Below are 21,544 nucleotides of genomic sequence, written 5' to 3'. Positions count from 1 at the left end.
GCGCAGGCCATGCGTTCCCTGATGACGGAGACCGTCGAGGACGGCTGCCTCGTCCTGCACCTCGACGGTGAGTTCGACCTGTCCACGCGAGCCGCGGTGGGGGTGTCGTGCCGCCGCCTGGCCCGGGCACCCGGAGGGCGGCGTACGGTCCTCGACCTCACGGCCGTGACGTTCATCGACTGCGGCACCATCCGCCAGCTGGCTCGGTTGGCGTCGAGCCGTCAGGCCTCGGGGGATGCCTGCACGATGCTGGTGAGTTCGCCCTTCCTCCAGCGGGTCATCGAGGTGACCGGCTACTCGCGGTGCGTACCGGTGGTGCTCATGCCGTCCGCGCGCGGTGCGTCGCCGAGGATCGCCGGCCGACGGCGGGGAGCCGGCACTCCATGGCAGCCACCACCTCGTCGACCGTGATCGCGAGGAGCGCGGGGTCGACGACCGCGCCGTGCGGATCGCCCGTGCCGTCGCCATGCCACACGACCGTGTGGGGACCGTCGACGGGTGGTCCCCAGGTCGCTGGAGACACCGGCCCGAACAGCACGACCGAAGGCGTCGCCAGGGCCGAGGCGAGGTGGGCGACCCCCGTGTCTCCCGAGACGACCAGACGGGCGGAGGCCACCGTCGCCGCGAGCTCCTGCAGGTCGGTGCGTCCGGCCAGCACGGCGGACGACGGGAGGCCGGCCGCGCCGGCCACCCGTTCGGCGCGGGCGCGCTCGGCGCTCGTGCCGGTGAGGACCACGGTCTCGCCGCGAGCCCGGGCCCACGCGGCGGCGCGGGCGAAGCGCTCCTCGGGCCAGCGGCGGCTCTCCGAGGCGGCCCCGACGTGCACCAGCACCGCGGCGGTCACCGAGGCCGGCTCCGTCGGCGCAGCGATGCCGACGTCGTCGGGGTCGGCCGCGACGTCGAAGGCCTCCGTGACGAGCCGGCACCAGCGGCTGCGCTCGTGCTCGTCGGCGCGCCAGCCGGGACCGGCCACCGGCTCACCGCCACCGCCGGGTCCGGCGAAGGCGACCAGCCGGCCGGGGTGCAGCTCCTGGAGCAGACGCTTGCTCGCCGGCCCGTTGCCGTGCAGGTCGACGGCGACCTCGGGAGGCCTGCCGCGCCACGGGACCGGCTGGAGCTCACGGGTCGGCAGCAGCCGGTCGACGGCGTCGGTGAGCCTGACCAGGGGTGCGAGCGCGGGCGGCGCGGCGAGCACGAGCTCGTGCGCCGGCAGGGCGCGCCGCAGCGCGCGCAGGGCCGGCACCCCGGCGAGGTAGTCGCCGAGACCGATGGCTCGGAGGACCAGCGCCCGTGGGCTCACGGTCGGTCAGGCCGCCCCGCTGCTGCGGTCACCAGCCCGCTCGTCGACCGGCCGGCGAGGTAGGGCACGACCACGGACTGCCCGCCCCACCCCCGGAGGATGGCCGCCTCCGGCAGCTCCGCGCCGGCGTAGTCCCCGCCCTTGACCCAGACGTCGGGCCGCAGCCGGCGGAGTGCCTCGACCGGTGTGTCCTCCTCGAAGACGACGACCTCGTCCACGGGCTGGAGGGCGGCCAGCACCCGGGCCCGGTCGGCCTGCGGCACCAGCGGTCGGGACGGGCCCTTGAGGCGGCGTACGGACTGGTCGGAGTTCAGGCACACGACCAGGCAGTCGCCGAGCGCGCGAGCGGCCTCCAGGGTCGCGACGTGCCCGGCGTGGAGCAGGTCGAAGCAGCCACCCGTCGCCACCACCTTGCCCCCGGCCGCCCGCACGCGCTCGACCACGGAGGCACCGGAGGCCTGGCTCGCACCGACAGGGGCCCGGCCGAACGCAGCGGCGCCTCCGTCGGCGACGAAGCGGGCGGCGCCGTGCACCGCAGCCTGGACCGCCTCCAGGGTCACGGCCCCCGACGCGAGGGCGACGGTGGCGGCGCTCGCGAACCGGTCGCCGGCTCCGCAGGCGTCACCGGCGCCCACGACCTGGGGCGCGGGGATCACCGACGGGGAGGACTCGCCGTGGGACAGCAGGGCGCCACGCGCTCCCAGCGTCACCGCGACCGCGTGCGCGCGCCAGGCCACGACCAGGACGCGCGCCTCGTCGGTGACCCGCGTCAGCCCGTCCAGGGCCGGAGGGACCTGCTCGAGACCGCCGGCCAAGGCACTGGCCTCGGCCAGGTTCGGCGTGGCGAGCCGTACGCCGGGCACCGGCATCGCGCCCCGGGGGTGCGGGTCCCAGACCACCGGCATCCGGTGGGCGGCATCGGCGAGCGCGGCCCGGACCGGTCCGAGACCGGTCAGGCCGTGCCCGTAGTCGGAGACCAGGACCGCGGAGGCCGAGCGGAGAGCGTCGACCACCGCCCCGCCCGAGGCGTCGATGGGCCCGGCGCCTCCGTGGTCCAGCCGGACCAGCGACTGGCCGTCGGCGCGGACGCGCCGCTTGACCGGGGTGCTGCCGGCGTGGGGCAGAGCCACGACGCGGACCCCCGCAGCCTCGACCAGGGCGCGCAGCCGGGCCCCGTCCTCGTCCTCGGCCAGGGCGGTGACCAGGACCACGTCGGTGTCGCGCGCCGCCAGCGCCGCCGCCAGGGCGGCGCCGCCGGGCCGCGGCACCTCGTCGTCGACGGCCACGACCGGCACCGGTGCGTCCGGGCTGAGCCGGCCGGCGTGTCCGAGGACGTCGATGTCGAGCAGGGCGTCGCCGAGCACGACCACCGGTCCCGCGGTCACGACGCTCCCGGTGCCCGCGTCCGGGACACCCCCACGCCGAGGGCGCGGTCGAGGGCGGCGCAGAGGACGTGGAGCGCGACCAGGTGCAGCTCCTGCACCGTGGCGGTGTACGGCGCGTCCACCGCGCAGCACTCCGTCGAGTGCTCGGCGAGCGGGTTGGGGAGCGGGCCGGTCGTCGACCAGACGTGCATGCCCACCTCGCGGCCACGCTGCGCCGCCGCGACGAGGTTCTCACTGCGGCCGCTCGTCGACATCAGCACCAGCACGTCACCCGGGCGGCCGTGGGCCTCCACCTGGCGCGCGAACAGCTCGCTGGCGGGGTAGTCGTTGCAGATCGCCGTCAGGCTGGAGGTCTCCGCGCTGAGGCAGATCGCGGAGAAGGGCGGCCGGTCGTGGCGGTAGCGACCCACCAGCTCGGCGGTGAGGTGCTGGGCCTGGGCCGCGCTGCCGCCGTTGCCGGCCGCGAGCAGCCGACCTCCCGATGCCAGGATCTGGGCCAGCCGGGTGCCCCAGTCGTCGACGACGTCCACACAGCTGCCGAAGCGCGCCAGCGCCTTCGAGAGCTCGTGGAGGTGCTCGTGGTCGCAGGGGGTCGCCGCCAGGTCGTGGTGGCGGGTCGTGGTCGTGGTCATCGGAGCACCTTCGTGGTCGGGCGGGCATGGACGCCCGCAACTGCGCGGTAGACGGTCTCGGTCTGCTCGACGACACGGCGCCAGTCGTAGCGCTCGACGGCGCGCCTCCGACTCGCGACGCCGTACGCCGCGCGCCGGGCGGGGTCGTCGAGGAGCCCGCGGACGGCCCGGGCCACCTGGTCGGGCCGGCGCGGAGCGACCAGCTCACCGGTCTCGCCCGGCACGACGGAGTCGAGCAGGCCACCGACGGCCGATCCCACCACGGGCCGGCCGCAGGCCATCGCCTCGAGCGGCACGATGCCGAAGGGCTCGTACCACGGCACCGCCACGACCACGTCGCAGTCGCGGATCAGCGCCGGCACGTCGGGCCGGGCGACGCTGCCCACGAGCCGCACCCGGTCGGCCACCCCCAGGCGGTCGGCCAGCGCGCGCAGCCGCACTACTGCGGGATCGGCGTCGAGCGCGTCGCGGCGAGGGCCGCCGGCGATCACGAGCTCGACGCCGGGGAGGTCGCGCAGTGCCTCGACCGTGTTGCCGATGCCCTTGCGCGTCACCAGCCGTCCGACGACGAGCAGGCGGGGAGGGCCGTCGGGATCGCGGCGTGGCCCCGGTCGGAAGAGGTCGGTGTCGACGCCGCAGGGGATGACGCTGGCACGGCCCGGCGGCAGCCCGAGCTCGCGCAGCTCCTCGACCTCGTCGGCACAGGTGGCGACGACGTGGTCGACGTCGCGGCACAGCCGTCGCTCGTGGTCGATGCGGGTCGGCGGACTGGTGTCCGCGTCGCCCTGCTCGCGCCGCTTCACCGATCCGAGGGCGTGGAAGGTCTGGACGACCGGGATGCCCGTGCCGCGGGTCGCGTCCCGGCTGGCGAGCCCGCTCATCCAGAAGTGCGCGTGCACCAGGTCGGGACGCTCGGCCTCGAGGTGGGTCCGCAACCGCGCACCGAAGGCGGGCATGTACTGCAGCAGCTCGTCCTTGGGGACGTCGGTCGGGGGTCCCGCCGTGATGCGGCGGACGACGTAGCCGTCCTCGCACCGGACGGCGGCGGCCCCGCCGGTGGTGTCTCGGCGGGTGAAGACGGTGACGTCGTGGCCGCGCCGCACGAGCCCGGCGGCCAGCGCCGCCACGTGCACGTTCTGCCCCCCGGCGTCGGTGCCGCCGATCGCTGCGAGCGGGTCTGCGTGCTCGGAGACGAGTGCGATCCTCATGAGATCCTCCTCAACGTGGTGCGGCGGTCAGGGGTCCCGGCCCGGCCGAGCAGCGACTCGAGAGCGGTCACCACGTCGTCCGCCGTGACCGAGCTCAGGCACGGGTGACCCGGCACCGGGCAGGTGGTGGCGCGGCTGCCCCGGCACGGGGCGTGCTGGTCGCCGAGCACGGCGACGGGCACGCCGTACGGCGCCCAGCGCGCAGCGGGCACCGTCGGTGCGAAGAGCGAGACGACGGGGGTGCCGACCGCCGCCGCGAGGTGGGCCGGCCCGGTGTTGCCCACCACCACCGCCTGGGCGCCGGCGAGGATCCCGGCGAGCTCAGCGAGGTCCGTGCACCCACCACGGTCCTCGCCCTCCTCGCCGGCGACGTACGCCGTCAACGAGCACTCGTCCGGCGCGCCGGTGACGACGACCCGCACCCCGCCGGCCGTCAGGGACCGGCACAGCCGGCGGTAGCCCTCGGCGGGCCAGGCGCGGGCGGGCACCGAGGTGCCCGGGTGCAGCACGACGTAGGGCTCGCCCACGGTCGGTGCCGACCAGGCGCCGGGACGCAGGGCCAGGCGGCCGTCGTCGCCGGGCGGCGGCTCCGCGCCGCACGCCCGAGCCAGGCCCAGCGCCCGCTCGGCCTCGGGGAGGTCGTCGGCGCAGCGGTGGCGCAGGTCGAGCAGCGAGCCGGGGTAGTCCTCGCTGATCGCCCCGATCCAGGGCACGCCGGCCAGGCGCAGCACCAGGGCGGTCGGCAGGGCCGACTGGTGGAAGGAGGTGACGACCACCGCGCGGTCGTAGCGCCCGGCAGCCACGGTGTCGACGAGGTCCTCGATGTCGCCGCGGCGCACCGGATCGGGCTCGGGGTCGATCCACGGGGATGCCCAGCAGAGGATCTCGTCGACCCCCGGCAGCAGCTCGGCCGCCGCTCGGCCGCGCGGCCCGCACAGCAGGGCGAGGTGGTCGGACCCGGCGGCGAGCGCGCGTACGGCGGGCCCGGTCACCAGCACGTCACCGAGGCTGTCGAGGCGCACCACCAGGGTCCGGGTCACCAGGCACCCGCCAGGATCCGGTCGACCGCGCCGTCCACGGACGGCTCGACGAGCCCGGCGGCCGCGACCTCGGCGCCGAGGGTCGCGCCGGTCGGCACCAGGATGCCCACCGCTCCGGCGGCCTCCGCCGCCGCCACGTCGGAGCCGATGTCACCGATCAGGACGGTGCGCGCGGCGTCGACGCCGAGGTCGAGGCAGGCCTGCTTCACCATGCCGGGCTCAGGCTTGCGGCAGTCGCAGCCGTCCGCGGCCGCGTGCGGGCAGAGGTAGATGGCGTCGAAGGGACCGAGCAGCTCCTCGACGCGCGCGTTGACGGCGTCGGCCTGGGCCCGGGAGATGCGGCCGGATGCGATGCCCGACTGGTTGGTGACCAGGGCGGTGCGCACGCCGAGCGCCCGCACCCGGCTCAGCGCCTCGGCGGCACCGGGCATCGGGCGCACGAGGGTCGGGTCGCCGTTGTAGGGCACGTCCTCGACCAGGGTCCCGTCGCGGTCCAGCAGCACCAGGTCGGGCAGGCCACGCCAAGGACGGGCGCCGCGATGACGGACGAGGCCGCGCAGCGAGTGGAAGGTCGCCGCAGGGGGGATGGCGATGCTGGTCAGCAGCATCCGGCGCACCTCTGCGCGGTCGCGGGGGCCGGGCGCGATCCGCGCCCAGGCCAGCTCGAGCGATCCGGCGGCCCACGCAGCGGCCGCGCCGACGGCGAGCGGCCGTCTCCGTGCGCATTCCGCTCCGAGCGCCACCAGCCCCAGCGCCGTGATCGCGGCGTTGCGGGCGCGGCGGCCGACGGGCGCCTGCGCGCGCCGGTGCCAGTGGCGGCCGTGGAGCGCGCGCATCAGGAAGTCGTCGGCGTTGCCGGCCTGCTGACGCAGGCTGGCCCAGTCGCCGGCAGGACGCACCGGGTGGGTGACGCGACGAGCGCCGTCCACGACGCGTCCGCGTTCGGCGCCCAGCCGCAGCGCCAGGTCGGCGTCCTCCCGGAAGGCGCGCGGGAACCGCTCGTCGAAGCCGCCGACGGCGGAGAGCGCGCTGCGTCGGTAGGTCAGGTCCGCGGTGATCCACCGGGCGGTCTCGAGCCCGGCCGTCCCGCGCTCCCAGTCGGTCGGTGCCCGGTCCGGTGGCAGGGGCACGTGGACCCGGCCCACACTGCCGGCCGCGGCGGCCAGCTCGGCGGCCCCGAGGTCGGCCGCGAGGTCGGCGTACCAGCTGTCGGGCGGCACCACGTCGTCGTCGAGGAAGGAGACCCACGTCGTCCGGGCGTGCCGCCAGCCCAGGTTGCGCGCCCGGGCCGGCCCGCCGCCCCCGGCCCGCAGCACCAGGAGCTCCAGTCCGTGGTCGTGGCCGAGCTCGTGGTCCAGCACCTCGGCGAGGTCCGTGCCCGAGGGGCGGTCGTCCACCAGGACCACGGGTGACCGCAGCGGCACCGTCTGGTCCGCCAGTGCACGTAGCAGCACCACCAGGCTCGGCCGGCCCAGGGTCGGGATCACGAGCGTGGTCTGCGGCAGGCTCATCGCGCCCGGCCTCCCCGCCGGACCACGAAGGGTCCGATGGCCAGCAGGGTCACCGGTGCCGAGCCGAAGCACTCCAGCGCGTCGCGGGGCGAGTCCACCATCGGGCGCCCCGCCGTGTTGAGGCTGGTGTTGACCACGACCGGCGTGTCCGTGCGCCGCTCGAACGCCCGCAGCATCCGGGCCAGCAGCGGCTGGTCCGCGGCGTCGACCGTCTGGACCCGGGCGGTGCCGTCCACGTGCACCACCGCCGGGATGCGCTCGCGCCACGCGGGCGCCACGTCGTGCACGAAGAGCATGTACGGCGAGGGGAGCGGCCCACCGGAGAAGATCTCGGTCGCCCGGTCGGCGAGCACCATCGGGGCCACCGGCCGGAACTGCTCGCGACCCTTCACGTCGTTGAGCCGCTCGAGGTTGGCGACGTTGCGGGCGTCGGCGAGGAGCGAACGGTTGCCCAGGGCACGCGGTCCGTACTCGCTGCGGCCCTGGAACCAGGCGACGACGCCGTCGGCGGCCAGGCACTCCGCGACCTCCTCGGCCACGTCGGCCGGCCGCTCGTAGGCGACCTGCGCCGTGCGCAGGCACGCCTCGATCTCGTCGTCGCTCCAGCCCCGTCCGAGGTCCGCCCCGCGGAAGGTCTCGAGCCGGTCGCCCCCGTCCGCGGCCACCTGGAGCGCCGCGCCCAGCGCGGTGCCGGCGTCTCCGGCGGCGGGCTGCACCCAGACCTCGTCGTACCCGCTCTGCTCGTGCAGTGCCGTGTTGGCGACGCAGTTGAGCGCCACCCCGCCAGCCATGGCGAGGCGCGTGGCACCGGTGCGCGCGCGCAGCCACTGCGCCAGCTCGAGCAGGACCTCCTCGAGGCGTCGCTGCACCGAGGCGGCCAGGTCGGCGTGCTGCTCGGTCCACTCCTCCCCGGGCTCCAGGCGCTTGGCGAGGCCCGCCCAGTCGACCCCGTGGGCGACGAAGCCGCCGCGCCCGTCGGCCCGGACGAGCCGGCGCATCTCGTCGAGGAAGCGCGGCGTGCCGTACGACGCCATCGCCATCACCTTGAACTCGTCCGAGGACCGCAGGAAGCCCAGGTGGTCGGTCAGCTCCTCGTAGAGCAGGCCCAACGAGTGGGGCAGCTCCTGGGCGGCGTGCACCGTGAGGCGACCGTCCGAGTAGTGACCGGCGAGGTGGCTCGCGCACTCTCCCCGGCCGTCGAGCACCAGGACGTCGGCGTCCGTGTCGGGGTAGGCGGCCAGGGCCGCGGAGGCGCCGTGGGAGACGTGGTGGGGGACGAACCGGACCGCGGCGGGGTCCAGACCCGGCAGAGCCGAACTGAGGAAGCCGGGCGCCTGGCGGGCATAGGTCTGGCGCAGGTGGTCCCACGGGTCGTGCAGCGACATCGCCTCGGCCGGACGGGCCAGACCGGGGTCGTAGGAGTAGGCGACCGCGTCGACGTCGGTGACATCGAGCCCTGCCTGCTCCAGGCACGACCGCGCGGCCAGCTCCGGGAGCTCCCAGGCCGCGAAGGGCACCGGGCGGTGGCCGTGCTTGCGGCGGGAGAGCCGCTCCTCCTCCACGGCGGCCACCGTGACCCCGTCGACCACGAGCGCGGCGGCCGGGTCGTGGAACAGCGCATTGATGCCGAGGACCTTCACGGGCACACCTCCTGGATCGGACGGACCTGCGGATGCGACGCGGTTCCCCTATGGGGACCCGACAAACGTCTCTCTCCCGATCGGGCCCGCTCCCGCGTGGAACCGGGCGAGGCATGAAGAAGCACTTGTGGGAGACCGGTCGTCATGCAGATCTCGGTTCTCGGCACGGGCTACCTCGGAGCCACCCACGCGGCCTGTCTCGCGGCCGGCGGCCACACGGTCATCGGGGTCGACACCGACCCGCTGCGCCTCGAGCTGCTCCGCCACGGCAGGGCGCCCTTCCACGAGCCCGGACTCGACGAGCTGCTGCGCTCCGGGGTGGACTCGGGCCGGCTGCGCTTCACCGACGACCTCGACGAGGTGGTCGACGCGGACGTGCACTTCCTCTGCGTGGGGACGCCCCAGGTCGCGGACGGCGACGGCGCGGACCTCTCCGTGCTGCACGCCGTGGTCGAGGCCCTGGCCCCCCGGCTCGACAAGCCGTGCCTGGTGGTCGGCAAGTCGACGGTCCCGGTCGGCACGGCTGCGGATCTGCGGGGGCGGCTGCAGCGCCTGGCGCCCGCCGGGACGGGGGTCGGCGTGGCGTGGAACCCCGAGTTCCTCCGCGAGGGTCGGGCCGTCCGCGACTCGCTGGAGCCCGACCGGCTCGTCTTCGGCGTCGACTCCGACCTCGACAACCAGCTCCTGCGCGAGGTGTACGCCGACCTCGTCCGCCGCGGCGCCCCGGTGTTCCGCACCGACCCCGCCACCGCCGAGCTCGCGAAGGTGTCGGCCAACGCGATGCTCGCCGCCCGCATCTCCCTGGTCAACCTCCTGGCCGAGGTCTGCGAGGCCTCCGACGCCGACGTCAGCGACCTCACGGCCATCCTCGGCGCCGACCCCCGCATCGGGTCCGACTTCCTCAGCCCCGGTCTCGGGTACGGCGGCGGCTGCCTGCCCAAGGACACCCGTGCCTTCGTCGCGCGGGCACGCGAGCTCGGGGTGGTCGAGTCCTCGCAGCTGCTGGCGTCCGTCGACGACGTCAACACGCGTCAGCGCACGCGGACCGTCGAGCTCGCCGGTGCCCTGGTCGACCTCACGGCGGGCCCCCGGGTCGCGGTGCTGGGCGGCGCCTTCAAGGCCGGGTCGGACGACGTACGCGACTCGCCCGCCCTCGCGGTGGCCAGTGCCCTGCGGTGTCGCGGCGCCCAGGTCGTCGTGCACGATCCCCAGGCGGGGGACAACGTCCGGCGCACCCATCCGGAGCTGGAGGTCTGCGCGACGGCCCACGACGCCGTGCGCGGCGCCGAGCTCGTGCTCGTGCTCACGGAGTGGTCGGAGTTCGCCGCCCTCGACCCCGTCGACCTGGGGCGGATCGCGGCGAGGCGCGTCGTCGTCGACGGCCGGCTCGTCCTCGACGGGGACAAGTGGCGCGCCGCGGACTGGGACTTCCACGCCCTGGGGCGAGGGACGAGGGGGGCGGCCTGATGCGCATCCTCCTCTGGCACGTGCACGGCTCCTGGACCACCTCGTTCGTGCAGGGCGGCCACGAGTACCTCCTGCCGGTGACGCCCGACCGTGACGGCGACGGTCTCGGCCGCGCCCGGACGTGGGACTGGCCGGCCACCGCACGCGAGGTCCCGGTGGAGGAGCTCCGCGACGTCGCCGTCGACGTCGTCGTGCTCCAGCGCCCGCACGAGCTCGAGCTCGTCGAGCGGTGGCTCGGCCGCCGCCCCGGGGTCGACGTCCCGGCGGTGTACGTCGAGCACAACACCCCGCTGCACGGCCGGCCCGATGTGCCCGACACCCGCCACCCGCTGGCCGGGCAGGACCGCATCCCCATCGCCCACGTGACCGGGTTCAACGAGCTGTTCTGGGACTGCGACGGCGCCCGGACGGTCGTGATCGACCACGGCATCGTCGACCCCGGGCACCGGTGGACCGGTGAGCTGGCCCGCTCCGCCGTGGTGGTCAACGACCCGGTACGCCGAGGCAGGTCGGTCGGCACCGACCTGCTGCCCGACCTCTGCGCCGCCGGTGGTGTCGACGTTTTCGGCATGCGGGTCGACCTGCTGCCGGCGTCCCTCGCCGACGTCCCACCGGGGCTCGCCGTCCACGAGGACCTGCCGCAGGACCGGATGCACGACGAGCTCGCGCGGCGCCGGGTCTACGTGCACACGTCGCGCTGGACCTCGCTCGGCCTGTCGCTGCTGGAGGCGATGCACCTGGGCATGCCGGTGGTGGCTCTCGGCGCCACCGAGGTCCCGATGGCCGTCCCGCCGCAGGCCGGGGTCGTGACGACGCGCCGCACGGAGCTGGTCGACGCCGTCGCCCGCTTCCTGGCGGACGAGCCGCTGGCGGCTGCGGCGGGTCGAGCGGCACGGCAGCACGCCCTCGAGCACTACGGGCTCAAGCGCTTCCTCGCCGACTGGGACCGCCTGCTCGAGACGGTGGTCGCCCGGTGAGCCGGGTCACCACCGTCATTGCGACGCGCAACCGCTGGACGGACCTCGAGGTCACGCTGTCTCTCCACACCGAGCCGGTCATCCTGCTCGACAACGGCTCCGACGACGGCACGCCCTCGCGCGTCCGGACCGCCTTCCCGCACGTGGCCGTCATCGAGCTGCGGACCAACCTCGGCGCCGTGGCGCGCAACGTCGGCGTCCGGGCAGCGACGACGCCGTACGTCGCGTTCGCGGACGACGACTCCTGGTGGGCGCCGGGCAGCCTCGACCGCGCGGCCGACCTCCTCGACGCCCATCCCCGGCTCGGTCTGCTCGCCGCGCACATCCTGGTCGGTCCCGACGAGTGGCCCGACCCGGTCTGCACCGAGATGGCGAGCTCGCCGCTGCTCGCGGGTGACGGCCGGCCGTGCCCGGGTCCGCGCGTCCTCGGGTTCGTGGCGTGCGGCAGCGTCGTGCGTCGGGAGGCCTTCCTCGCGGCCGGCGGCTTCGACCCGGTCGTCGAGTTCGCCGGCGAGGAGGAGCGCCTCGCGATGGACCTCGCCACGGACGGGTGGGACCTCGCCTACACCGAGGAGGTGGTCGCGCACCACCACCCGTCGCCGTCGCGCGAGGGGGCGCTGGCGCGCCAGACCCGCCTGGCCCGCAACCACCTGCTGACCGCCTTGATGCGCCGACCGTGGCCGGTGGTCGCCGGCACCGCGTGGTCGCTGGCCTGCGGTGACCCGGCCAGCCGACGTGGCGTCGCCCTCGCGGTCCCCAGGATGGCCCGCGCCCTGGGCCACCGCGAGGTCGTGCCGCCACCGGTCGAGAGCCAGCTGCGCCTGCTCGGCTGACGGCGGCATGCCCGGGGGTCGCGGGGGTACCGGACCGACCCATGTGGCATGCCGGAGAAGGGAGCACTCATGCCCGGCGAGAAGGAACTTCCCTCCACCCTCGAGCGGTCGCCCGCGAAGGCGCGGCGGACCTGGATCGAGGCGCACGACGCAGCCGTGGAGGAGTACGGCGAGGGCGAGCGCGCCCATCGCACGGCGTACGCCGCCCTCAAGCACAGCTTCGAGAAGGTGGGCGACCACTGGGAGCCCAAGGACGGCAAGGGGCCCTCCGACAAGCAGGCGGCGAGGTCGGGAGGTCCGGCCCGCCGGGGCGGCGAGACCGCGGGGGGCGTCGACGCCAACGCATCGAAGAGCCACCTGGCCGACATCGCGAAGCGGCTCGACATCTCGGGCCGCTCCCGGATGACCAAGGACGAGCTGGTCGACGCGATCCAGAAGGCCAACGCCAGGGAGACCCGCGCGAGCCGGTCGGGGAAGGACTGAGATGACCACCTCCGAGCAGACGACGACCGTCGGACGCCCCGCCCGGGACCTGAGCGACAGCGTCGCCCTGGTCACCGGCGCCGGCAGCGGGCTGGGACGGGCCATCAGCGTGGCACTCGCCGACGGGGGAGCGCACGTGCTCGTGGCGGACATCGACGTGGAGGGCGCCAAGTCCACGGTCGCTCTCGTCGAGGAGGGCGGTCGGGGCGGTGCGGAGGTCGTGGTGCTGGACGTCACCGACTCCGCCGCCGTCGACGAGGTGGTCCAACGTGCCTCGCTGACCTACGGCGAGCGCTTCGACTGCCTGGTCAACAACGCGGGCACCGACAGTGGCGACGACCTCGTCGATGTCCAGGACGACCGCTGGCACCGGGTCTTCGGGGTCAACGTGCACGGGCCGATGTACCTCAGCCGAGCCTTTGTGCGCCACCTGCGCAGCCACCACTCGGAGCGGACCGGGGACATCGTGTGCATCGTCTCGATCAGCGCGTTGACCGTGGGTGCCGGTGCGGGGGCCTACAACTCCTCGAAGGCGGCGATGCACAAGCTCGCCGAGGTGCTGCAGACCGAGTCGCGCGAGCACTCCTGGCCGGCGCGGGTGAGCATCATCGACCCGGCCGCGATGAACACCCCGATGATGGACCAGTGGTCGCTGCCGCAGGAGCGGATGATGGACCCGGCCATCGTGGCGGGGCTGGTGCGCTCGGCCGTGACGCTGCCTCCCGAGGTGGTGCTGCAGAGCCTGGTCGTCACGCTGCGCAACGAGTACTACCCGCGCTGACGCGGGCGGTCGCCGTGCGCCCGGGATGCGGGCGCACGGCGACCGGTCCGTCAGGGCGTGGGCTCTCCCAGCGACTGCCGCAGCTGGCTGGTGATCCGGCTCAGCAGACGCGACACCTGCATCTGGGTGACGCCGATCTCGTCGCCGATCTCCTGCTGGGTCCGGTCCTCGAAGAACCGCAGGTAGAGGATCCGGCGGTCGCGCTCGCTGAGCTTGCGCACCACCGGTGCCAGGATCACCCGGGCCTCGGCTGCCGGCGGGTCGGCGTCGTCGTCGGCGAGCACGTCGGCGAGCGTGAGCGAGGACCCGCTCGCGACCGCCCGGTCGATGGACCCGGCGGTGAAGCTGCCGAAGGCCGCCTCGGTGTCGCTGAGCTCCTCCGGGGTGATGTCGAGCTCCCGACAGATCTCGTCGCGGGTCGGCTCGTGCCCCAGCTCCGAGCGGAGCCGGTCGATGGTGCGGTTCAGCTGCCCCTGGAGCACCTGGATGCGACGGGGCGGCCGGACGTCCCAGCAGTGGTCACGGAAGTGCCGCTGGACGCCGCCGCGGATCACCGGGACGGCGTAGGTCCGCAGGTCGTCGGCCCGGCTGGGGTCGTAGCGGGAGACGGCTCGCACCAGGCCCTCGTAGGCGACCTGGCGGAGGTCCTCGTCGTCGACGCCGCGGTTGCGGTAGCGCCTGGCCACGGACTCGGCCACGCACCGGTTGGCGAGGACCACCTCCGCGAGGAGGCGCTCCCGTTCCTCCGGCTCGGCGACGGCCGCCTCGGCGAGGAGCCGCTGGGTGTGCTCGATGCGCGCAGCTCTGCGCTCATCCTGGTCATGCTGCTTGCGGTCGTGGTGCGCGGTCAGCTCGGTCTGGGTCATGAGACTGTTCCCGGGACGGGTCTCCGCCGTGATCTCAGCGGAACCATGTCGCATCGTGCGGCGCGACACTCTCCGTCTACCCAGCCACCGACCCGCTCTAGCCACCCTTCCGGGTGAAAAAGACGGCGGCTCAGGTCGCCGGTTCGATGACGTCCATCATCAGCATCGCGGCCGGGTCGCCGCCCTCCCGGCCCCGGATGGGCGTCAGGGTGACGCGCACCCGCACCCGTCGCCCGCGGCGGTTCACCGCCTCCAGGTCGGTGTAGTCGGGGGCCGAGGCGTCGTCCGAGAGCGTCGCGCGCAGCGCCCGGCGGATCGGCTCGAGCGGCAGACCGATGTCGAGGTTGAAGAGGTGGTCGCCGACCGCCTCGTCCGTGCGGACTCCCCAGAGCTCCGCGGCTCGCGCGTTCCAGGCCATGATCTGGAGATCGGTGTTCACCACGGCGACGCCGGACTCCATGCTCTCGAGCACCGAGACCATGAAGGCGTTGAGCCGGTCGACCTCGTCCTGGTGCTCGCGGAGCGCCTGGTTGCTGCCGTTGAGCTCGTCGTTCATCGCCTGGAGCTCCTCGTTCATCGTCTCGAGCTCCTCGTTGGTGCTCTGGAGCTCCTCGTTGGTGGTCTCGAGCTCCTCGACGGTGCTCTGGAGCTCCTCGTTGGTGGTCTCGAGCTCCTCGACGGTGCTCTGCAGCTCCTCGTACGCCGTCTCCAGCTGCCGGTTGGCGTACAGCAGGTCGTTCTGCAGCTGGCGGTACTGGGTGACGTCGTTGAAGATCACGGTCACGCCCTCGAGAGCGCTGAGCTCGTCGAGGAGCGGCACGAACTGGATGTCGAGATGGATCTTCTCGCCCGCCGCGCGCACCCACTCGACGTCGCGCAACCAGGTCGGCCGCCTGGCCTGCACGGCCTCGTCGATCTGGGCGCGCAGCTCGATGGGGCGGTACGAGATCTCCAGGTCCTGGATCGGCCGCCCCACGTCGCGCTGGACCAGGCCGCACAGGTGCATCGCGCGGTTGTTGGCGAAGGCCAGGCGCCCGTCGGGGTCCAGCACGATCTGGGCGGCCGCCGAGGACATCAGGGCGGAGTGGGCGAGACGGCCGTGGTCGAACGTGCTGTCCTTGACGAACGCCGTCGGGGCCGAGGTCGCCAGCGGCCGACGGTCACGGGGTGCGGAGGCGATCTTCTTGAAGAACCGGCGCCGCAGCTCGATCGGGCGGAAGTACGAGGAGTGGCTCAGCAGCATCTCCGCCTTCCCCAGGAAGAGGTAGCCGTCCGGTCGCAGCGCGAAGTGCAGCCGGTTGAGGATCTGGGCCTGGGTCTCGGCGTTGAAGTACATGAGCGTGTTGCGGCAGGTGAGCACGTCGACGTGGGAGATCGGTGCGTCCTTGACGAGGTCGTTGCGGCCGAAGATGACCGCACGGCGCAGCTCCTTGCGGACGATGAACCGACCGCCGCCCGGTTCGAAGTAGGTCTCCCGGAGCGCCGACGGCACGTGCTGGAGGTCCTTGGCCGAGTACGTCGCGGCCCGGGCGTGGGCCAGGGCGTCCTCGTCCACGTCGGTGGCATAGATCTTCACCCGCTGACGGAAGGCGTCGATGCCCAGCACCTCGGCGAGCACGATGGCCAGGGTGTAGGCCTCCTCGCCCGAGGCGCACCCGGCGACCCAGCACCGGACCGGTTGATCAGTGCTGAGGACGCTGTCGGGCAGCAGGCTGTGCTGGAGGTAGTCCCACGAGTCCACGTCGCGGAAGAAGCTGGTGACGTTGATCAGCACCGTGTCGAAGAGGGCCTGGAACTCGGCAGGGTGGACCACCAGGTGGTCGTGGTACGCATCGAACGTCTCGATGCCGGCCGCGGCCATCCTCCTCTCGACCCGGCGCATCAGGCTCGCGCGCTTGTAGCCGGTGAAGTCGAAGCCCCGCTCCTCGTGCAGGTAGGCGAGGAGACTCTCGAAGGCGGGGTCCGCCGCGCGTTCGGCCAGGTCGGGCTCGGTGCCCTCGGACATCAGGGCGTGCCGCCGTCGTTCAGGCTGCCGATGTCGTCGATCAGGGCCCGGACCAGCTCGGCGGCCTCCAACGTCTCCGCTGCACTGCTGTGGAACCGACCGGCCGTCAACGGGTGGCCGGACGTCTCGGCCCGGTCGCCGAGGTCCTGGTTGAGGGCGGCCTTCTCCTCCAGTCCCCGCAGCGCCATCCACAGCGCCCCCTCGAGGGCCAGGCCCTGCTGGGCCAGCAGGCTCTCCGGTGACCAGGCGTGTCCCACCCGGCACCGGTAGCGGACCAGATCACCCTCGGTGATCTCGAAGAGAGCGCCATGGCAGTCCGGGCACCCGAACCCCGACGGGGTGCCCGGTCGGTCGTGGTCGTGGATGGCGGTGGGATCGAGATCGGCCAAGGCTGTCTCCATGTCGAGGAGCCGCTCGGGCTCCGCCTGCTGATGGGACGAGGGTCGACGGAGCAACTCCGCGAGCAGGGCGGACAGCTCCTTCGCCGGGACGACGAGCTCCACCCCGGCGGCGAGCTGGGCGGCGCGAGGCATGCTGTCGTGGAGGGCGTCGTCGAAGTCCTGGACGATGCCGGTGCCCCCGCGTCGGGTGACGGCGACCATCCCGGCAGCGCCGTCGTCGAGCGCGCCGGAGAGGACGACCGCGATCACGTCGCCGTCGTGGGACCGGGCGGCGGAGCGGAAGAGCACGTCGACGGCCGGTCGATGTCCGTTCTCCCGCGGGCCGTGGGAGAGGGTGACCGAGTCGCGCAGCACGATGAGGTGGTGGTCGGGCGGGGCGACGAGGATCCGGCCGGGGGTGAGCGGGCTGCCTTCCACGGCGTGCTCGGCCGGCAGCACGCCGGTCCGGCTCAGGATGGCGGGTAGGGCGCTCATCCCGGTGCTCGGCACGTGCAGCGTCACCAGGATGCAGGCCGGGAAGTCGGCGGGCAGGTCGGCGACGAGGGTGCGCAGCGCCTCCACACCGCCGGCGGAGGCGCCGATGACGACGACCTTGGCACCGTTCGGCACTGGGTCCATGGATCAACTTTCAATGAGGACGGGCGCGGTCGTAGGGTGGGACCGCCGATGGCTGAGGTATCAGTACCCTCGTCCGGTGCGACGGACACGTCTCGTGAGGAGTCTGGCATGAACTCACCGGAGCAGCATCCGGGCGCGGGCGTCGCGGGCTTCCCGGCGGCGGTGCCGGCTCTGCCGCACCGGCTCGCCGCGCTCCGCTCGGTCGTCGGGGACTCACCGGAGGCCGAGACGGTGCTCGCCGAGCTCGAGACGGCGTACGAGGAGCTCCGCGTGGCCGACGAGGAGGTGCACACCCAGCAGGAGGAGATCCGTCGCCTGGCCGAGAGCCAGCAGCAGCTGCGGTGGCAGCACCAGCGGATGCTGGAGATGCTGCCGGTCCCGGTCGTGATCACCGACATGTCCGGCATGGTGCGCTCGGCCAACGCTGCGGCGGCGGGGCTGCTCGGCATCGACCTGGCGCGGCTGGTGCGCAAGCCGCTGATGGGTTTCGTGGCCCTGGAGGATCGCGCCGAGCTGCGTCGCCAGCTGCCGGGACTGGCCGACGGGCACCGGATCCGCCGGATGATCACCGTGAACGGGCGCGAGGGTCGCCTGCTCACCGTGGAGGCGAGCGCGACGCTGGGCACGGCCGACGGACGGGACATCACCTGGATCTTCCTGGCCTCCAGTGGGGGACAGGCAGCGATGACGACCGACATCGAGCTGCCGTCCGCCCTCGTGCAGCTGGCGAGCCTGCCGGTGGGCGCCGTCGAGGTCGTCGAGATCCTGCGCCGGGCCACGACGGTGTGCCAGGCCGCCCTGGGCGATCGCGTGACGGTCAGCCTCAACTACGGACCTCCGAACGCGCCGACGGCCGTCTCCTCCTCCGGGCAGCTGGCCCAGGCGGCAGACGGCGCCCAGATCAGCCTGGGCGAGGGGCCGTGCATCACGGCCTTCGAGCGGCGGCGGACCATCGTCTCCACCGACCTGCGCACCGACGACCGCTGGCCCCGCTTCGCCGCGGACCCGCGCACGGTGGCGGTCGGCGGGGTGATCGCAGCCCCGATGCTCATCGGCGGTGAGCTCGTCGGCGCCGTCAACGTGTACGGCGACGTCGGCGACCCACCGGACGGGCGCCTGGTGGAGACCGCGGAGCTGCTGGCGGCGGGGGTGGCGGCCGTGCTCTACGAGCTGTCGGTCCGCGAGGAGCTCGAGCTCACCGCGACGGACATGGAGCGGGCACTGTCGTCGCGAGCCACCATCGACCAGGCGAAGGGCATGATCATGGCCGATCGCGGGTGCACCGCCGAGGAGGCCTTCCAGCACCTGGTGGAGCTGAGCAGCACCCAGCACGTCAAGCTGCGCGACCTGGCCCGCCAGATCGTGGACCAGCGCTCGGCCACCCGCAGCCGGCGCTCGGATCAGGTCGGCGGAGCCGGCTCGTAGGGGAGCCGGGCCACGTCGAGCACGTGCTGGGCCGGCGTACCGGTCGAGGCCGTCAGCGCGACCCGATCGTCGGCGGCGAGCAGCTCCTGGAGCACCTGGACGCCGGCGCTGCCGAGGTGGGTGACCCCCGACAGGTCGACGACGAGCCCGGCGCTCGCGCGGCCCGCCGCTCGCCGGAGCAGGATCCGGAGCTCGTCCGCACTGCTCAGGTCGAGCGGCCCGCCGACCCGCGCGCGGTCGCCCACGACCTCGACCGCGAACGCCCGGCGCTCCGCTGTGGCGTCGGCGTCGTCCGACGCGGCCGGCACGGTCGTCGCGGCGAGCAGGTGGGCGGTGCGGTGCAACCGGTGGTGCAGCACCGCGGTGGTGCCGGCGTCCCCGCTCGAGAGCTCGAGCCGGTCGACCAGCCCGCGCACCATGGCCAGACCGTGGCCGCGACCCAACGACGTGGCGCCGGGGACCAGCCATCGACCGTTGTCGGTGACGGCGCACACGAGGTCGCCGTCGTGCTCCAGGGAGGCGCTGACGCTCACGGCACCCGGCCCCTCGGCTCCGGAGTGCTCGACCGCGTTGGTGACCAGCTCGCCGACGGCGTGCTGCACGGCGGTCACGTCCACGACGTCCGCCTCGAGCGGGGCCAGCCAGCGCGCCAGGGCCTCGCGCACCGAGGCCACCGCATCGGGGTGTGCCTCGCCACGGACCATGAGGGGAGCGGGCGGTGCGGTCCGCTCGGCGACGAGCAGCACGATGTCGTCGACGTAGCCCGTGACGCGCACGCGATCGACCGCGGCCGAGGTCGCGGCCGCCGACGCCCGCTGCGTCGGTCCGGCCCCTGAGGAGCGGTCCGCCAACGCGCCGCGAACCGCCCCGAGGAGCTCCTCGGAGCTGGTGGGATGCGACTGGCCGGGGCGCGCCAGGAGCCCGTCGCTGTACATCACGAGGACGTCGCCGAGACCCAGGCGGTCCGATCGGACGTGCGGAGGGGCCCCGACGCCCAGCGGGCCCGACCCGGTGTGGGCGAGGTAGCGCGCGTCGCCGTCGGCCGACCTCACCAGGGGCGGTGGGTGCCCCGCGGTGCAGTACTCGAGGTCTCCGGACCGCGGGTCGAGGACGACGACGCACACGGTCGCGGCCCGAGACTCCATGCGCGTGGCGGCGGAGAGGTCCGCCCTCCTGACGGCCTCCGCCACCGGGCTGCCCGCCAGCAGGTGGTCCGCCAGGACGGCGCGCAGCTGGCTCATCACGGCCGCAGCCGAGAGGCCTCCGCCGACCACGTCGCCGACCACGAGGGCCACCGAGCCGTCGGCCCGGACGATGCAGTCGAACCAGTCCCCGCCACACCGGCTCTCGTCGGGGGCGAGCAGGTAGGTGGCGGAGACGTCGAGACCCCCGAGCACGGGGAGGGCGACCGGCAGCAGCTCGCTCTGCAGCCTGACGATCAGGTCGAGGTCGGACCGCGTGGGGTCGATGCCTCGGCGCACGGCCCGGCGGCGTGCCCAGACCCGCTCCGTCGCGTCGACCAGGGCCAGGTGCACCCCGGTGACGGTGCCGTCAGCTGCGAGGTACGGCGTCGCCGTCACGTCGAGGTAGACCTCGCTCGGCGCCGCGTCCCCCGGGGCGAGGAAGGCGCACCACTCGCCGACCCGCTCGGGCTCAGCGGTCCGCCGGACATGGTCCAGGAGCTCGACCAGCTCCTGGGCCTCCGGGTCCGGCCACCGGTCCTCGAGCATCGTGCCCTCGGCGCCGGCCGGCTGCCCGACCAGGGCCCGGTAGGCCGCGTTGCAGGTGGCGAGCAGGTGCGACGGCCCCGTGACCGTGGCCAACGCCACCGGCGCGGCGTCGTACGCGTGTCCCTCCGGCCCACCGGCGTCGGCGAGCGGCTGGAGCTCCTCGGTGCTCACCGCGGCCTCCTCCCTGCCTGTGCGGCACCCTACGCTGGTGACCGGGTGGCGCATGGCCGCCGGTTGCCGGGATACCGCCGATCCATGCGAGCCGGAGTGCGGGTGGTGGTGACGGGTGGAGCCGGGTTCCTGGGCTCCTGGCTGTGTCGACGGTTGCTTGCCGACGGGGCCGACGTCGTCTGCCTCGACTCCCTGGTCACCGGTGCGCGCGCCAACGTCGCCGAGCTCGAGTCGCAGCCCGGGTTCACCTTCGTCGAGGCGGACGTGTGCGACCCGATCGCCCTCGACGGACCCGTCGACGTGGTCTTCCACCTCGCCTCGGTCGCCTCACCGGTGCACTACCTGCGCCTGCCGCTCGAGACCCTGCGCACCGGGAGCGTCGGCACGACCAACGTGCTCGACCTGGCGGAGCGCACCGGCGCGCGGTTCCTGCTCGCGTCGACGTCCGAGGTGTACGGCGACCCCCTCGAGCACCCGCAGCACGAGTCCTACTGGGGCAACGTCAACCCGATCGGACCACGCAGCGTCTACGACGAGGCGAAGCGGTTCGCTGAGGCGACGACGGCGGCGTACCGCCGATGCCGGGGCGTGGACACGACGATCGCCCGCATCTTCAACACCTACGGTCCGCGGATGGCCCTGGACGACGGGCGCGTGGTGCCCGCGTTCGTCCAGCAGGCGTTGGCGGGCCAGCCGCTGACGGTCGCCGGAGACGGCACCCAGACCCGCTCCCTGTGCTGGGTGGAGGACACGGTCGACGGTCTGGTGCGGCTCGCGGCGTCGTCCTCGTCAGGACCGGTCAACATCGGCGCCGAGGACGAGACCACGGTGCTCGAGCTGGCCACCACCATCCGACGCCTCGTCGGCTCGACGTCCTCCATCGACTTCGTGCCGCTGCCCCAGGACGACCCGCGCCTGCGGTGCCCCGACATCACCGAGGCGATGGGCCTCCTCGGCTGGGCGCCACGGATGCCGCTGGAGCAGGGGCTGAGCGCGACCGTCGACTGGGTCCGCGAGCGGCTGGGCGCCGACCTGGACCGTCAGCCCGCCTGACGTCGCTGCCGCGTACGT

At 74.1% G+C, this 21,544-nt stretch carries 19 protein-coding genes; 8 read left to right on the top strand and 11 right to left on the bottom strand.

Translation table 11 applies throughout. The features are described from left to right. The first annotated feature begins 9 nt into the window (after window positions 1-9). Window positions 10-411 (top strand): STAS domain-containing protein, encoded by a 402-nt coding sequence (locus N542_RS28380; protein ID WP_081794947.1) that lies wholly within the window; start codon window positions 10-12, stop codon window positions 409-411. On the opposite strand, the gene N542_RS22845 is transcribed toward N542_RS28380, so the two are convergent. Genes N542_RS22845 through N542_RS0101205 form a run of 7 tightly spaced genes read right to left on the bottom strand, consistent with a single transcriptional unit; the run spans window position 320 to window position 8,716 of the window. After that, complete coding sequence (locus tag N542_RS22845) at window positions 320-1,300, bottom strand: glycosyltransferase family 9 protein (protein WP_051551272.1); 981 nt, start codon at window positions 1,298-1,300, stop codon at window positions 320-322. The genes N542_RS28380 and N542_RS22845 overlap by 92 nt on opposite strands. Further along, window positions 1,297-2,685, bottom strand: a complete 1,389-nt coding sequence (gene rfaE2 / locus N542_RS0101230; protein WP_028642376.1) for a D-glycero-beta-D-manno-heptose 1-phosphate adenylyltransferase — start codon at window positions 2,683-2,685, stop codon at window positions 1,297-1,299. The genes N542_RS22845 and rfaE2 overlap by 4 nt, the downstream gene beginning before the upstream one ends. Further along, window positions 2,682-3,317, bottom strand: a complete 636-nt coding sequence (locus tag N542_RS0101225; RefSeq protein WP_051551271.1) for a D-sedoheptulose-7-phosphate isomerase — start codon at window positions 3,315-3,317, stop codon at window positions 2,682-2,684. The genes rfaE2 and N542_RS0101225 overlap by 4 nt, the downstream gene beginning before the upstream one ends. Beyond that, window positions 3,314-4,525, bottom strand: coding sequence for a glycosyltransferase (locus N542_RS22840; RefSeq protein WP_036505925.1), 1,212 nt, complete (start codon window positions 4,523-4,525; stop codon window positions 3,314-3,316). The genes N542_RS0101225 and N542_RS22840 overlap by 4 nt, the downstream gene beginning before the upstream one ends. After that, window positions 4,522-5,565 (bottom strand): glycosyltransferase family 9 protein, encoded by a 1,044-nt coding sequence (locus tag N542_RS0101215; RefSeq protein ID WP_197025820.1) that lies wholly within the window; start codon window positions 5,563-5,565, stop codon window positions 4,522-4,524. The genes N542_RS22840 and N542_RS0101215 overlap by 4 nt, the downstream gene beginning before the upstream one ends. Further along, window positions 5,562-7,076: an HAD-IIIA family hydrolase gene (locus N542_RS0101210; RefSeq protein WP_028642373.1), complete on the bottom strand. Its 1,515-nt coding sequence runs from the start codon at window positions 7,074-7,076 to the stop codon at window positions 5,562-5,564. The genes N542_RS0101215 and N542_RS0101210 overlap by 4 nt, the downstream gene beginning before the upstream one ends. Continuing rightward, window positions 7,073-8,716 carry a carbamoyltransferase family protein gene (locus tag N542_RS0101205; protein WP_028642372.1) on the bottom strand — a complete coding sequence of 548 codons (1,644 nt, stop codon included), beginning with the start codon at window positions 8,714-8,716 and terminating at the stop codon, window positions 7,073-7,075. The genes N542_RS0101210 and N542_RS0101205 overlap by 4 nt, the downstream gene beginning before the upstream one ends. A gap of 144 nt (window positions 8,717-8,860) precedes the next feature. Between N542_RS0101205 and N542_RS0101200 the strand changes: the two genes are divergently transcribed. Genes N542_RS0101200 through N542_RS0101180 form a run of 5 tightly spaced genes read left to right on the top strand, consistent with a single transcriptional unit; the run spans window position 8,861 to window position 13,257 of the window. Then, window positions 8,861-10,183: a UDP-glucose dehydrogenase family protein gene (locus N542_RS0101200; protein WP_036505923.1), complete on the top strand. Its 1,323-nt coding sequence runs from the start codon at window positions 8,861-8,863 to the stop codon at window positions 10,181-10,183. Next, the gene (locus tag N542_RS0101195) at window positions 10,183-11,160 is read left to right on the top strand and encodes a glycosyltransferase (protein WP_028642370.1); all 978 of its coding nucleotides are present in this window, start codon (window positions 10,183-10,185) and stop codon (window positions 11,158-11,160) included. The genes N542_RS0101200 and N542_RS0101195 overlap by 1 nt, the downstream gene beginning before the upstream one ends. Then, window positions 11,157-11,993 (top strand): glycosyltransferase family 2 protein, encoded by an 837-nt coding sequence (locus N542_RS0101190; protein ID WP_028642369.1) that lies wholly within the window; start codon window positions 11,157-11,159, stop codon window positions 11,991-11,993. Before N542_RS0101195 ends, N542_RS0101190 begins: the two co-directional genes overlap by 4 nt. A 48-nt stretch (window positions 11,994-12,041) precedes the next feature. Next, a complete protein-coding gene (locus N542_RS0101185; protein WP_197025819.1) occupies window positions 12,042-12,476 on the top strand; it encodes a ChaB family protein in 435 nt (144 codons plus the stop codon). Between the two features lies 1 nt (window position 12,477). After that, the gene (locus tag N542_RS0101180) at window positions 12,478-13,257 is read left to right on the top strand and encodes an SDR family oxidoreductase (RefSeq protein ID WP_051551270.1); all 780 of its coding nucleotides are present in this window, start codon (window positions 12,478-12,480) and stop codon (window positions 13,255-13,257) included. 50 nt (window positions 13,258-13,307) lie between these two features. Here N542_RS0101180 and N542_RS0101175 read toward each other — a convergent pair whose 3' ends face one another. The 3 genes from N542_RS0101175 to N542_RS22835 form a co-directional block, all read right to left on the bottom strand. Further along, a complete protein-coding gene (locus N542_RS0101175) occupies window positions 13,308-14,123 on the bottom strand; it encodes a sigma-70 family RNA polymerase sigma factor (RefSeq protein WP_051551269.1) in 816 nt (271 codons plus the stop codon). A 130-nt stretch (window positions 14,124-14,253) separates the two neighbouring features. Then, a complete protein-coding gene (locus tag N542_RS0101170; RefSeq protein WP_155992808.1) occupies window positions 14,254-16,128 on the bottom strand; it encodes a CheR family methyltransferase in 1,875 nt (624 codons plus the stop codon). After that, the gene (locus tag N542_RS22835; RefSeq protein ID WP_036505921.1) at window positions 16,128-17,147 is read right to left on the bottom strand and encodes a chemotaxis protein CheB; all 1,020 of its coding nucleotides are present in this window, start codon (window positions 17,145-17,147) and stop codon (window positions 16,128-16,130) included. The genes N542_RS0101170 and N542_RS22835 overlap by 1 nt, the downstream gene beginning before the upstream one ends. 108 nt (window positions 17,148-17,255) lie before the next feature. Between N542_RS22835 and N542_RS0101155 the strand changes: the two genes are divergently transcribed. Continuing rightward, window positions 17,256-18,572 carry an ANTAR domain-containing protein gene (locus N542_RS0101155; RefSeq protein WP_051551268.1) on the top strand — a complete coding sequence of 439 codons (1,317 nt, stop codon included), beginning with the start codon at window positions 17,256-17,258 and terminating at the stop codon, window positions 18,570-18,572. Here the strand turns inward: N542_RS0101155 and N542_RS22825 are convergent. After that, complete coding sequence (locus N542_RS22825; RefSeq protein ID WP_051551267.1) at window positions 18,548-20,473, bottom strand: SpoIIE family protein phosphatase; 1,926 nt, start codon at window positions 20,471-20,473, stop codon at window positions 18,548-18,550. The genes N542_RS0101155 and N542_RS22825 overlap by 25 nt on opposite strands. A gap of 84 nt (window positions 20,474-20,557) precedes the next feature. Here N542_RS22825 and N542_RS0101145 point away from each other — a divergent pair, with 84 nt between their 5' ends. Beyond that, on the top strand, window positions 20,558-21,526 hold the full coding sequence (locus tag N542_RS0101145; RefSeq protein WP_036505917.1) for a UDP-glucuronic acid decarboxylase family protein: 969 nt from the start codon (window positions 20,558-20,560) through the stop codon (window positions 21,524-21,526). The last annotated feature ends 18 nt before the right edge of the window (window positions 21,527-21,544 follow it).

The sequence above is a fragment of the Nocardioides sp. URHA0020 genome (assembly GCF_000620705.1).
GTDB lineage: Bacteria > Actinomycetota > Actinomycetes > Propionibacteriales > Nocardioidaceae > Nocardioides.
The sequence above is the reverse complement of the archived record's forward strand: the minus strand, read 5'-3'. Positions and strand labels throughout refer to the sequence as shown.

What these genes read in the sequence shown, in the direction of transcription:
- N542_RS0101225 (WP_051551271.1), bottom strand. Translation starts at nt 3,317, where the DNA reads ATGACCACGACCACGACCCGCCACCACGACCTGGCGGCGACCCCCTGC.
- N542_RS0101180 (WP_051551270.1), top strand. Translation starts at nt 12,478, where the DNA reads ATGACCACCTCCGAGCAGACGACGACCGTCGGACGCCCCGCCCGGGAC.
- N542_RS0101210 (WP_028642373.1), bottom strand. Translation starts at nt 7,076, where the DNA reads ATGAGCCTGCCGCAGACCACGCTCGTGATCCCGACCCTGGGCCGGCCG.
- N542_RS0101170 (WP_155992808.1), bottom strand. Translation starts at nt 16,128, where the DNA reads ATGTCCGAGGGCACCGAGCCCGACCTGGCCGAACGCGCGGCGGACCCC.
- N542_RS0101195 (WP_028642370.1), top strand. Translation starts at nt 10,183, where the DNA reads ATGCGCATCCTCCTCTGGCACGTGCACGGCTCCTGGACCACCTCGTTC.
- N542_RS22835 (WP_036505921.1), bottom strand. Translation starts at nt 17,147, where the DNA reads ATGGACCCAGTGCCGAACGGTGCCAAGGTCGTCGTCATCGGCGCCTCC.
- N542_RS0101175 (WP_051551269.1), bottom strand. Translation starts at nt 14,123, where the DNA reads ATGACCCAGACCGAGCTGACCGCGCACCACGACCGCAAGCAGCATGAC.
- N542_RS0101200 (WP_036505923.1), top strand. Translation starts at nt 8,861, where the DNA reads ATGCAGATCTCGGTTCTCGGCACGGGCTACCTCGGAGCCACCCACGCG.
- N542_RS28380 (WP_081794947.1), top strand. Translation starts at nt 10, where the DNA reads ATGCGTTCCCTGATGACGGAGACCGTCGAGGACGGCTGCCTCGTCCTG.
- N542_RS22840 (WP_036505925.1), bottom strand. Translation starts at nt 4,525, where the DNA reads ATGAGGATCGCACTCGTCTCCGAGCACGCAGACCCGCTCGCAGCGATC.
- N542_RS0101155 (WP_051551268.1), top strand. Translation starts at nt 17,256, where the DNA reads ATGAACTCACCGGAGCAGCATCCGGGCGCGGGCGTCGCGGGCTTCCCG.
- N542_RS0101185 (WP_197025819.1), top strand. Translation starts at nt 12,042, where the DNA reads ATGCCGGAGAAGGGAGCACTCATGCCCGGCGAGAAGGAACTTCCCTCC.
- N542_RS0101145 (WP_036505917.1), top strand. Translation starts at nt 20,558, where the DNA reads ATGCGAGCCGGAGTGCGGGTGGTGGTGACGGGTGGAGCCGGGTTCCTG.